Source organism: Serratia grimesii (assembly GCF_900186025.1).
Taxonomy (GTDB): Bacteria; Pseudomonadota; Gammaproteobacteria; order Enterobacterales; family Enterobacteriaceae; genus Serratia; species Serratia grimesii.
The window spans coordinates 4,090,237-4,102,604 of record NZ_LT883155.1 but is presented as its reverse complement, the minus strand read 5'-3'; the positions used below and the strand labels follow the sequence as shown (position 1 = coordinate 4,102,604).

Genomic DNA, 12,368 nt, shown 5'->3' with positions numbered 1-12,368 from the left:
GTCAATGGCGGGGAGTGAAGGGATTATGGTTAGCGTGCTCTGGAACTTAGTCGCATTTCTTATTGCGCTCGGTGTTTTAATCACCGTGCACGAGTTCGGGCACTTTTGGGTTGCTCGTCGTTGCGGCGTCCGTGTAGAGCGCTTCTCCATTGGTTTTGGCCGTGCTTTGTGGCGTCGTACAGATCGCCAGGGTACGGAGTATGTGATTGCCCTGATCCCGCTGGGCGGCTATGTGAAGATGCTTGATGAGCGTGTTGACTCGGTTGCACCGGAATTCCGCCATCAGGCATTTAACAATAAGACCGTGTGGCAACGCGCGGCTATCGTCAGTGCCGGCCCTATCGCTAATTTCCTGTTCGCTATCCTTGCCTACTGGCTGGTATTCATTATCGGCGTTCCCAGTTTCCGTCCTGTGATCGGTGAAATCTCACCACAATCGATCGCGGCCAACGCTGAAATTTCGCCTGGAATGGAACTTAAGTCTGTCGATGGTATCGAAACGCCTGATTGGGAATCAGTTCGTTTGGCGCTGGTGACAAAGATTGGCGACGCGCAAACTGAAGTAGGTATCGCGCCGTTTGGTTCTTCTCGGGTGGTGACTAAAACCCTGGATTTACGCCAATGGAACTTTGAGCCGGACAAGCAAGATCCCGTGGTGGCATTGGGTATCATTCCGCGTGGCCCGCAGATAGAATCTGTCCTTGCCGAAGTGCAGCCGAATTCGGCAGCGCAAAAGGCGGGTTTACAAGCAGGGGACAGGATCGTTAAAGTCGATGGTCAGCTATTGGGTCGTTGGCAAACGTTGGTTAAACGGATCCACAACGGTCCAGGACAACCACTGGCTTTAGAGATCGAAAGAAACGGCGCCCCCTTGTCTTTGACGCTGATACCGGATACAAAGCCGGTGGGAAAAGACAAAACCGTGGGTTTTGCAGGCATCATTCCGAAAGTGCTGCCGCTGCCAGACGAGTATAAAACGATTCGCCAGTATGGACCTTTCCCAGCGCTGTATCAGGCTGGGGACAAGACCTGGCAGCTAATGAGCCTTACGGTCAAAATGCTGGGCAAATTAATAACCGGTGATGTAAAGCTGAACAACCTGAGTGGCCCGATTTCGATTGCACAGGGAGCAGGGGCATCAGCTGGGGTCGGGTTTGTGTATTATCTGATGTTCCTGGCGTTGATAAGTGTCAACCTGGGTATCATCAACCTGTTCCCATTACCGGTGTTAGATGGTGGGCATCTCCTTTTCCTGGCGATAGAAAAGCTGAAAGGTGGGCCGGTTTCCGAGCGAGTACAGGACTACAGTTACCGCATTGGTTCGATCGTGTTGGTGCTTTTAATGGGTCTTGCACTTTTCAATGATTTTTCTCGTCTTTAGGGGCGGGGATAGGTTAGGAAGAACGCATAACAACGATGGCGATGAAAAAGTTGCTCATAGCGTCGCTGCTGTTTGGCAGCGCCACCGTATACGGTGCAGACGGGTTCGTAGTGAAGGATATTCATTTCGAAGGCCTGCAGCGAGTCGCCGTCGGTGCGGCGTTACTCAACATGCCGGTTCGCGTAGGCGATACCGTCACTGACGATGATATCAGTAATACCATCCGAGCCTTGTTTGCCACTGGCAACTTCGAGGACGTTCGCGTGCTGCGCGATGGTAATACGCTGATTGTTCAGGTTAAGGAACGTCCTACCATTGCCAGCATCACTTTCTCCGGCAACAAGTCGGTGAAAGATGACATGCTCAAGCAAAACCTGGAAGCCTCTGGCGTTCGGGTTGGCGAAGCGCTTGACCGCACCACGATTTCCAGCATTGAAAAAGGGTTGGAAGACTTCTACTACAGCGTCGGTAAATACAGTGCCTCGGTGAAAGCCGTTGTTACGCCGTTGCCGCGTAACCGTGTTGACCTGAAACTGGTGTTCACGGAAGGGGTTTCCGCCAAGATTCAACAAATCAACATTGTCGGCAATCATGCCTTCACCAACGATGAACTGATTTCGCGCTTCCAACTGCGTGATGAAGTGCCGTGGTGGAACGTGGTCGGCGATCGCAAATACCAGAAGCAAAAACTGGCGGGTGACCTTGAAACCCTGCGCAGTTTCTATCTGGACCGCGGTTACGCGCGCTTCAATATTGATTCGACTCAGGTTAGCCTGACGCCGGACAAAAAAGGCATTTACATCACCATCAATATCACGGAAGGCGAGCAGTACAAGCTTACCGGCGTGGTAGTGAATGGTAATCTGGCAGGTCACTCGGCGGAAGTTGCCCAGTTGACCAAGATTGAGCCAGGTGAGCTGTACAACGGCAGTAAAGTGACCAAAATGGAAGACAACGTCAAAACGATGTTGGGCCGTTATGGTTATGCCTACCCACGTGTTTCCACTCAGCCAGAAATCAACGACGCGGATAAAACCGTGAAGCTGCACCTGAATATTGATGCAGGCAACCGTTTCTACGTGCGCCGTATCAAGTTTGAGGGTAACGACACCAGTAAAGACTCCGTATTGCGCCGTGAAATGCGTCAGATGGAAGGTGCGTGGCTGGGTAATGCTCAAGTTGAGCAGGGTAAAGAACGTCTCAACCGTTTAGGTTACTTTGAGACGGTCGATGTTGAAACCCAGCGCGTTCCAGGTACTGCTGACCAAGTTGACGTCACCTATAAGGTGAAAGAGCGTAACACCGGTACCTTCAACTTCGGCGTCGGTTACGGCACCGAGAGCGGTGTTAGCTTCCAGGCTGGTGTACAGCAAGACAACTGGCTGGGGACCGGCTATTCCGTCGGCATCAGCGGCACCAAGAACGACTACCAGACTTATACCGAGCTGTCGGTAACCAACCCGTACTTCACCGTTGACGGTGTGAGTTTGGGTGGGCGCATCTTCTACAACGACTTTAAAGCAGATGACGCCGACCTGTCTGATTATACCAACAAGAGTTACGGTATAGACGGTACCTTAGGCTTCCCGATCAACGAAAACAACTCGTTGCGTACCGGCTTGGGTTATGTGCATAACGGCCTGTCGAACATGCAGCCGCAGATTGCTATGTGGCGTTATCTGGACTCAATGGGTCTGAACCCTAACACCACCGATCGCGCCAGCTATTCTGCCGATGACTTCACGTTGAACCTGGGTTGGACCTACAACAACCTTGACCGTGGTTATTTCCCAACTTCGGGTAACCGCACAACGCTTAATGGTAAAGTCACCATTCCTGGGTCAGATAACGAATACTACAAGTTGACGTTAGACAGCGTGCAGTACGTTCCGATCAACGACGATCGTACCTGGGTGCTGTTGGGTCGTGGTCGTCTGGGCTATGCCGATGGCATTGGCAGCAAAGAGATGCCGTTCTACGAGAACTTCTACGCCGGCGGCTCTAGCACCGTGCGTGGTTTCGGCTCCAACACCATTGGTCCGAAAGCGGTGTACTACAATTCCAGCTCGTATAGCTGCACCAATGGCACGACGATTTGTAACTCGGACGATGCAGTGGGCGGTAACGCCATGGCAGTCGCCAGTATGGAATTGATCACACCAACGCCATTCATCAGCGAGAAATACGCCAACTCAGTGCGTACTTCACTGTTCGTGGATGCGGGTACCGTGTGGGATACCAATTGGCAGAATACTGCGCAGACCAGCATGTATGATATTCCGGACTACAGTAAAGCGAGCAATATCCGCGTTTCTGCCGGTATCGCTTTGCAGTGGATGTCACCTTTGGGTCCGTTGGTGTTCTCTTATGCCAACCCGATCAAGAAATACGAAGGCGACAAGTCCGAACAGTTCCAATTTAACATTGGCAAGACCTGGTAACAGGTCCCGCTTCTGGGCATAGCAGTTATTAAGAATCGCAAATGCCAGGCGCCCGTCAGAGCATAGAGAGATGATTCTCATTGTTTTGCGGGATAAGTCTGGCAGATTGTGTACTTCAAGTGTCATATGACACAAATGGGTGATGGTAAGGAGTTTATAGTGAAAAAGTGGTTGTGTGCCGCAGGCCTCGGTTTAGCAATGGCTGCTTCAGCTGGCGTTCAGGCAGCAGATAAGATCGCTGTAGTTAACGTCTCCAGCATTTTCCAACAGTTGCCGGCTCGTGAAGCCGTTGCCAAACAGCTGGAAAACGAGTTCAAAGGCCGTGCTGGTGAGCTTCAGAACATGGAGCGTAGCCTTCAGACCAAAATGCAACGTTTGCAGCGTGATGGCGCTACCATGAAAGCTAGCGATCGTAGCAAGATGGAAAAGGACGTGATGGCACAGCGCGAGCAGTTCTCTCAGAAAGCACAGGCTTTTGAGCAGGACAACCGTCGCCGTCAGATGGAAGAGCGTAACAAAATCCTGAGCCGTATTCAGGACGCTGTGAAATCTGTTGCCAGCAAAGAAGGCTACGACGTAGTCATCGATGCTAACGCTGTTGCCTACGCAGGTTCTTCTAAAGACATCACTGCTGACGTGCTGAAACAGGTTAAATAACACATGCCTTCAATTCGACTGGCTGATTTAGCGCAGCAGTTGGATGCACAATTGCACGGTGATGGCGATCTCGTCATCACCGGCATTGCTTCTATGCATTCGGCACAGGCTGGCCAAATCACGTTTTTGTCAAACAGCCGCTATCAAGAGCAGCTGTCTTCCTGCCAGGCAAGCGCAGTAGTGCTTACCGAAGCGGATTTACCACACTGCCGTTCTGCGGCGCTGGTGGTTAAAAACCCTTACCTGACTTATGCGCGTATGGCGCAGCTGATGGATACGACGCCATCCCCGGCTCAGGATATCGCCCCAAGTGCGGTTATCTCCCCTGACGCTACGCTGGGGCAGCATGTTGCCATCGGGGCAAATGCGGTGATCGAGTCTGGTGCAGTACTGGGTGATAACGTGGTTATCGGCCCTGGCTGTTTTATCGGCAAAAGCGCACGCATTGGCGCGGGTACGCGTCTGTGGGCGAACGTAACGATTTATCATGAAGTTGAGATCGGCCAGCGCTGCTTGATCCAGTCCGGGACTGTGATTGGTGCTGACGGTTTTGGCTATGCCAACGAACGCGGCGAGTGGATCAAGATCCCTCAGCTGGGTACGGTGATTATTGGCGATCGCGTCGAGATTGGTGCCTGCACCACGATTGACCGCGGCGCGCTGGATAACACCCAGATTGGGAATGGTGTTATCATCGACAACCAATGCCAGATTGCACATAACGTGGTGATTGGCGACAATACCGCCGTCGCCGGTGGTGTGATTATGGCTGGCAGCCTGAAAATCGGCCGCTATTGCCAGATCGGTGGAGCCAGTGTGATCAATGGTCACATGGAGATCGCCGACAAGGTTGTTGTCACCGGAATGGGAATGGTTATGCGACCAATCACCGAACCTGGGGTATACTCTTCGGGCATTCCGTTACAACCCAACAAAGTGTGGCGTAAAACCGCTGCGTTGGTGATGAATATCGATGAGATTAGCAAGCGCTTAAAAGCTGTCGAACGAAAAGTCGGAAAAGACGATACCCGATAAATTGTACGCTGCATTGCGGCGGCAACTGAGCGAATCCCTTGGCATCTAAAACACGATGCTACTGGGGGATAAGTGAAGGCAGCTAACAACATGCAGTTTGCACGATGTAGGGTATAATCACTGCCGCCCGCCACACTGGGTACAAAACGAAACGCGTTGGTCATGAGACCAAAAGCGCAAAGAGTTGTTAATTTGCGGCCTGCATGACTTCCTCCTTATTGGGGGCAGCGCAGGCCGTGTTGTTGATGCCATCAGTTTTTAGAGACAGGAAGAGTATTTTGACTACTGACACTCATACTCTGGATATTGCAGAAATTTTAGAGCTGCTTCCTCACCGTTACCCGTTCTTGCTGGTCGATCGCGTCCTCGAGTTTGAGGAGCACAAATTCCTGCGTGCGGTGAAGAACGTATCTGTAAATGAGCCGTTTTTCCAGGGACACTTCCCTGGTAAACCGATTTTTCCAGGCGTATTGATTCTGGAAGCCATGGCGCAAGCCACCGGTATCCTGGCGTTTAAAAGCGTCGGCAAACTGGAACCGGGCGAGTTGTATTACTTTGCCGGTATTGACGAAGCCCGCTTCAAACGCCCGGTAGTGCCAGGCGATCAGATGATCATGGAAGTCACCTTTGAGAAAACCCGCCGTGGCTTGACGCGTTTCAAAGGCGTGGCGACGGTAGACGGCAAAATTGTCTGCGAAGCAACCATGATGTGTGCCCGCAGCCGGGAGGCATAATCCGTGATTGACGAAACCGCCTTTATCCACCCTAGCGCAATAGTTGAAGAAGGCGCCATTATTGGCGCTGGCGCGCATATCGGTCCCTTCTGCTACGTCGGCTCCCAGGTGGAAATCGGCGCTGGTACGGTACTGAAGTCCCACGTTGTGGTGAACGGCATTACCAAGATTGGCCGCGATAATCAGATCTATCAGTTCGCATCCATCGGTGAAGTGAACCAGGATCTGAAGTATGCGGGCGAACCAACGCGCGTTGAAGTTGGCGACCGTAATCGCATCCGCGAGAGCGTCACTATTCATCGCGGCACTGCGCAGGGCTCTGGCCTGACTAAAGTGGGCAGCGACAACCTGTTGATGGTTAATGTGCATGTTGCGCATGACTGCGTAGTTGGTAACTCTTGCGTACTGGCCAACAATGCCACGCTTGCGGGCCATGTCGAAGTTGATGATCATGCCATTATCGGTGGCATGACGGCTATTCATCAGTTTTGCATTATTGGCGCGCACGTGATGGTTGGCGGTTGCTCCGGGGTTGCTCAGGACGTGCCTCCTTTCGTCATCGCACAAGGTAACCACGCTACACCATTCGGCGTTAACGCCGTTGGTCTGAAGCGTCGTGGTTTTGATAAGGATGAAATGCAGGCGATCCGTAATGCCTACAAGATCCTTTATCGCAGTGAAAAAACGCTGGATGAGGCGAAGACAGAAATCGAAGCCCTGGCTAAAGAACAGCCAGTGGTGCAGCAATATCTCGATTTCTTCACCCGTTCAACCCGCGGCATTATTCGCTGACCTATGCTAAATCGCCCATTGACTATCGGATTGGTCGCCGGAGAAACGTCCGGTGATATTCTTGGCGCCGGTTTGATCCGTGCGCTCAAGGCGCAGATTCCTGACGCGCGTTTTGTGGGCGTCGCTGGCCCGCTGATGCAGGCGGAAGGCTGCGAAACCTGGTATGAAATGGAAGAACTGGCGGTAATGGGCGTGGTCGAGGTGCTTGAGCGCCTGCCACGCCTGTTAAAGATCCGCAAGGATCTTACCCGCCGGTTCAGCGACCTGAAACCGGACGTGTTTGTGGGTATTGATGCACCAGACTTCAATATCACTCTGGAAGGTCGACTGAAACAACGCGGTATCCGCACCATTCACTATGTCAGCCCGTCCGTTTGGGCCTGGCGTCAAAAGCGCGTTTTCAAAATTGGCAAAGCCACCGATTTGGTGCTGGCGTTTCTCCCTTTCGAAAAAGCGTTTTACGATCGTTTTAACGTTCCTTGTCGTTTTATTGGCCATACGATGGCCGACGCAATGCCTCTTCAGCCGGATAAACTGACTGCGCGTGCAGCATTAGGTATCGCGCCTGATGCACGTTGTCTCGCTTTGCTTCCGGGGAGCCGCGGCGCAGAAGTCGAGATGCTGAGTGCCGATTTCCTGAAGACTGCACAGTTATTGCGTACGCGTTATCCAGATTTAGAATTGGTCGTACCCTTGGTTAATGCCAAGCGACGTGAGCAGTTCGAGCGTATCAAGGCTGAAGTGGCACCAGAACTGCGGGTTCATCTGCTGGACGGTCAAGGGCGTGAGGCGATGATCGCCAGCGATGCTGCATTACTGGCCTCTGGTACTGCTGCGCTGGAATGCATGTTGGCCAAATGCCCGATGGTGGTGGGCTACCGCATGAAGCCATTTACCTTCTGGTTGGCACAGCGGTTGGTGAAAACCCCTTATGTTTCATTGCCTAATTTATTAGCGGGCCGTGAAATAGTCACTGAACTGTTACAGCATGATTGCGTACCGGAAAAACTGGCAGCGGCGGTGATGCCTCTGTTGGAAGAGAGTCCGCAAACCGATGAACTGAAACAGACTTTCCTTACTTTGCACCAAAGCATCCGTTGCGGTGCTGATGAACAGGCCGCTCAGGCTGTGTTGGAGCTGGCAAAAGCATGATTGAACCTTTCATTTATCCTGCCGCGACATTGATTGCCGGTGTGGATGAGGTTGGCCGCGGCCCCTTGGTGGGCGCGGTTGTGACCGCCGCAGTGATTCTCGATCCTACCCGACCAATCGTTGGTTTGGCTGACTCGAAAAAACTCAGTGAAAAGCGCCGATTGGCGTTATATGACGAGATCATTGAAAAGGCTCTGTCCTGGAGTCTGGGACGCGCTGAGCCGGATGAGATTGACCAACTTAACATTCTGCATGCCACCATGCTGGCGATGCAGCGTGCTGTTGCTGGATTGCATATTGCGCCGGACATGGTATTGATTGACGGCAACCGTTGCCCGACATTGCCGATGCGTTCGCAGGCGGTAGTGAAGGGTGATAGTCGTGTCGCGGAAATCAGCGCGGCGTCCATTCTGGCGAAAGTGACGCGTGACCATGAAATGACCGAGCTGGATCGTGTATTCCCGGACTACGGTTTTGCGCAGCATAAAGGTTATCCGACCGCCTTCCATCTGGAGCGGCTGGCCGCGCTGGGTGCGACCGAGCATCATCGCCGCAGCTTTGCCCCGGTAAAAAGGGTGTTGGCGCTGTAATTTGCTGGTCTGGGCATCCAGACCAGGCACGCGATAGAGTTAACCCGGGCATCAGTTCACTGAGCCCATAGATTCAGGTATCTGGATATGGCCGAACCTCGTTTTATTCACCTGCGCGTTCATAGTGACTATTCCATGATTGATGGATTAGCCAAGATCGGACCGCTGGTGAAAAGAGCCGCCGCGTTAGCCATGCCTGCTTTGGCAATTACCGACTTTACCAACCTATGCGGTTTGGTGAAGTTTTATGGCAGCGCGCACGGCGCCGGGATCAAACCGATCATCGGTGCAGATTTTCACGTGCAAAGCGACGTGCTGGGTGATGAGCTGGCACAGCTCACTGTGCTGGCTGCCAATAATGAGGGTTACCAAAACCTGACGCTGTTGATCTCCCGCGCTTACCAGCGTGGTTACGGTGCCGCTGGCCCGATCATCGATCGTGACTGGCTGATTGAGCACCGGGAAGGGCTTATCCTGCTCTCTGGCGCACGTCAGGGTGATGTCGGTAAGTTTTTACTGCGCGGCAACCAGCCTCAGGTGGAGCAATGCCTGGAGTTCTACCAACAGTACTTCCCTGACAACTATTATCTCGAGCTGATCCGCACCGGACGGCCAGACGAAGAAAACTATTTGCATGCCGCGGTGGCGCTGGCTACCGAGCGCGGGCTACCGGTGGTTGCCACTAACGACGTACGTTTTCTGGTCGCGGATGACTTTGATGCCCATGAGATCCGCGTTGCTATCCATGACGGTTTTACTTTAGACGATCCCAAACGCCCGCGTAACTACACGCCGCAGCAATACATGCGGAGTGAAGACGAGATGTGTGAGCTGTTTGCCGACATTCCAGAAGCGTTGCTCAACAGCGTCGAAATTGCCAAACGCTGTAATGTGACCATTCGTCTCGGCGAATACTTCCTGCCGCAGTTCCCGACCGGTGACATGACCACCGAGGATTTCCTGATCCTGAAGTCGAAGGAGGGCTTGGAAGACCGGTTGGAGTTCCTGTTCCCTGATCCGGAAGTGCGTGCTCAGCGCCGCCCTGAATATGACGAACGTCTGGATATTGAGCTGAAAGTGATCAACCAGATGGGCTTCCCAGGTTACTTCCTGATCGTAATGGAGTTCATCCAGTGGTCGAAAGACAATAACGTGCCGGTTGGCCCGGGCCGTGGCTCCGGTGCCGGTTCGTTAGTCGCCTATGCGCTGAAAATCACTGATCTCGACCCGTTAGAATTTGATCTGCTATTTGAACGTTTCCTTAATCCGGAACGTGTTTCGATGCCCGACTTTGACGTCGACTTTTGCATGGAAAAACGCGACCTGGTGATCGATCACGTGGCGGAAATGTACGGTCGTGAAGCGGTATCACAGATCATCACCTTTGGTACCATGGCAGCGAAAGCGGTTATTCGCGACGTGGGGCGTGTGTTGGGCCACCCGTATGGCTTCGTCGACCGCATTTCCAAGCTGGTGCCACCTGATCCGGGGATGACGCTGGAAAAAGCCTTTGCTGCTGAGCCTCAACTGCCGGAAATATACGAGGCCGATGAAGAAGTCAAAGCGCTGATCGACATGGCGCGAAAATTGGAAGGGGTGACACGTAACGCCGGTAAGCACGCCGGTGGTGTGGTCATCGCGCCGACGAAAATCACTGACTTTGCCCCACTGTACTGTGATGCCGAAGGCCAACATCCAGTAACCCAGTTTGACAAGAACGACGTGGAATACGCCGGTCTGGTGAAGTTCGACTTCCTCGGCCTGCGTACTCTGACGATCATCGACTGGGCGCTGGCAATGATCAACGCCCGCCGAGCCAAAACCGGGCTGGAGCCGATCGATATCGCCGCCATCCCGCTCGAAGACAAGAAAAGCTTCGACATGCTCCAGCGTTCGGAGACCACAGCGGTCTTCCAGCTTGAATCACGCGGCATGAAAGATCTGATCAAACGCCTGAAGCCCGACTGCTTCGAAGATATGATCGCATTGGTGGCGCTGTTCCGCCCAGGGCCGCTGCAGTCAGGCATGGTTGATAACTTTATCGACCGTAAACACGGCCGAGAAGAGATATCCTATCCGGATATCCAGTGGCAGCATGAGTCACTTAAGCCTGTGCTGGAGCCAACGTACGGCATCATCCTGTATCAAGAACAGGTTATGCAGATTGCCCAGGTGCTGGCTGGCTACTCGCTGGGCGGCGCGGACATGTTGCGTCGTGCGATGGGTAAAAAGAACCCGGTAGAAATGGCCAAGCAGCGTGGCGGTTTCGAAGATGGGGCAAAATCGCGCGGGATCGACGGTGAGCTGTCGGTAAAAATCTTTGACCTGGTGGAGAAATTCGCCGGTTACGGTTTCAACAAATCGCACTCTGCCGCCTATGCATTGGTGTCATACCAAACATTGTGGTTGAAAGCACACTATCCCGCTGAGTTTATGGCGGCGGTTATGACTGCCGATATGGACAACACCGATAAGGTGGTGGGATTGGTGGATGAGTGCTGGCGTATGGGCCTGAAAATCCTGCCGCCGGATATCAACAGCGGGCAGTACCATTTCCACGTTAACGATGAAGGTGAGATCGTTTACGGCATCGGCGCCATCAAAGGTGTGGGTGAAGGGCCGATTGAAGCTATTCTTGAAGCACGTAACAGCGGCGAGCAAGGCTACTTTAAAGACCTTTTCGATTTGTGTGCACGCTCAGATATCAAAAAACTGAACCGTCGCATTCTTGAAAAGCTGATCATGTCCGGGGCATTCGACCGTCTTGGACCGCACCGTGCTGCGCTGATGAATTCATTGGGCGATGCGTTGAAAGCGGCCGATCAGCATGCCAAAGCCGAAGCTATCGGTCAGGTGGACATGTTTGGCGTACTGGCGGAAGCGCCAGAGCAAGTGGAGCAATCCTACGCTAACGTGCCTCGCTGGCAGGAGCAGGTGGTACTGGACGGTGAGCGGGAAACCTTGGGGTTATACCTCACCGGGCACCCGATCACCCAGTACCTGAAGGAAATCGAACGCTATGCCGGTGGCCAGCGTTTGAAAGATATGCACCCGACGGATCGGGGCAAAATGACGACCGCTGTTGGGCTGGTGATTGCCTCGCGGGTTATGGTCACCAAGCGCGGTAATCGCATCGGAATCTGTACCCTGGATGACCGTTCTGGCCGTCTGGAAGTGATGTTATTCACCGATGCGTTAGAAAAATACCAGCATTTATTGGAAAAAGACCGTATCCTGATCGCCAGTGGACAGGTCAGCTTTGATGACTTTAGCGGTGGGCTTAAAATGACCGCCCGTGAGCTAATGGACATCAGTGAAGCCCGTGAAAAATACGCTCGCGGGCTTGCTATCTCGCTGACGGACAGGCAAATTGATGACCAGCTTTTGAACCGTCTCCGTCAGTCTTTGGAACCCCATCGCTCGGGGACGATTCCAGTGCATCTTTACTATCAACGGGAAGATGCGCGGGCCAAGCTGCGTTTTGGCGCAACCTGGCGCGTGACGCCAACCGACCGCTTATTGATTGATTTGCGGACTTTGGTAGGTAATGAGCAGGTGGAACTGGAATTTGACTAAAATAGGAATG

9 protein-coding genes are annotated in these 12,368 nt (G+C 53.1%); all 9 read left to right on the top strand.

Annotated features, from left to right (window positions below):
* Window positions 1-25 precede the first annotated feature (25 nt).
* The 9 genes from rseP (at window position 26) to dnaE (ending at window position 12,358) form a co-directional block, all read left to right on the top strand.
* Complete coding sequence (gene rseP, locus SGBXF1_RS19280; protein ID WP_130381869.1) at window positions 26-1,381, top strand: sigma E protease regulator RseP; 1,356 nt, start codon at window positions 26-28, stop codon at window positions 1,379-1,381.
* Window positions 1,382-1,416: 35 nt separating this feature from the next.
* Window positions 1,417-3,822 (top strand): outer membrane protein assembly factor BamA, encoded by a 2,406-nt coding sequence (bamA, locus tag SGBXF1_RS19275; protein WP_061808472.1) that lies wholly within the window; start codon window positions 1,417-1,419, stop codon window positions 3,820-3,822.
* A gap of 159 nt (window positions 3,823-3,981) precedes the next feature.
* Entirely contained in the window at window positions 3,982-4,479 is a 498-nt protein-coding gene (gene skp / locus SGBXF1_RS19270; RefSeq protein WP_037418831.1) for a molecular chaperone Skp, read from the top strand.
* Between the two features lie 3 nt (window positions 4,480-4,482).
* Window positions 4,483-5,514 (top strand): UDP-3-O-(3-hydroxymyristoyl)glucosamine N-acyltransferase, encoded by a 1,032-nt coding sequence (gene lpxD / locus SGBXF1_RS19265; protein WP_061808473.1) that lies wholly within the window; start codon window positions 4,483-4,485, stop codon window positions 5,512-5,514.
* Window positions 5,515-5,792: 278 nt separating this feature from the next.
* A complete protein-coding gene (fabZ, locus tag SGBXF1_RS19260; RefSeq protein ID WP_017893789.1) occupies window positions 5,793-6,248 on the top strand; it encodes a 3-hydroxyacyl-ACP dehydratase FabZ in 456 nt (151 codons plus the stop codon).
* 3 nt (window positions 6,249-6,251) lie between these two features.
* Complete coding sequence (gene lpxA, locus SGBXF1_RS19255; protein ID WP_037418828.1) at window positions 6,252-7,040, top strand: acyl-ACP--UDP-N-acetylglucosamine O-acyltransferase; 789 nt, start codon at window positions 6,252-6,254, stop codon at window positions 7,038-7,040.
* Between the two features lie 3 nt (window positions 7,041-7,043).
* A complete protein-coding gene (lpxB, locus tag SGBXF1_RS19250; protein WP_037418825.1) occupies window positions 7,044-8,192 on the top strand; it encodes a lipid-A-disaccharide synthase in 1,149 nt (382 codons plus the stop codon).
* A complete protein-coding gene (gene rnhB, locus SGBXF1_RS19245; protein WP_037418824.1) occupies window positions 8,189-8,782 on the top strand; it encodes a ribonuclease HII in 594 nt (197 codons plus the stop codon). Before lpxB ends, rnhB begins: the two co-directional genes overlap by 4 nt.
* 87 nt (window positions 8,783-8,869) lie before the next feature.
* Window positions 8,870-12,358 carry a DNA polymerase III subunit alpha gene (gene dnaE / locus SGBXF1_RS19240; protein WP_037418820.1) on the top strand — a complete coding sequence of 1,163 codons (3,489 nt, stop codon included), beginning with the start codon at window positions 8,870-8,872 and terminating at the stop codon, window positions 12,356-12,358.
* The last annotated feature ends 10 nt before the right edge of the window (window positions 12,359-12,368 follow it).

Bases quoted from the DNA above. Each gene is read 5' to 3' on its own strand.
- rseP (WP_130381869.1), top strand. From the start codon at position 26: ATGGTTAGCGTGCTCTGGAACTTAGTCGCATTTCTTATTGCGCTCGGT.
- bamA (WP_061808472.1), top strand. From the start codon at position 1,417: ATGGCGATGAAAAAGTTGCTCATAGCGTCGCTGCTGTTTGGCAGCGCC.
- lpxD (WP_061808473.1), top strand. From the start codon at position 4,483: ATGCCTTCAATTCGACTGGCTGATTTAGCGCAGCAGTTGGATGCACAA.
- lpxB (WP_037418825.1), top strand. From the start codon at position 7,044: ATGCTAAATCGCCCATTGACTATCGGATTGGTCGCCGGAGAAACGTCC.
- rnhB (WP_037418824.1), top strand. From the start codon at position 8,189: ATGATTGAACCTTTCATTTATCCTGCCGCGACATTGATTGCCGGTGTG.
- dnaE (WP_037418820.1), top strand. From the start codon at position 8,870: ATGGCCGAACCTCGTTTTATTCACCTGCGCGTTCATAGTGACTATTCC.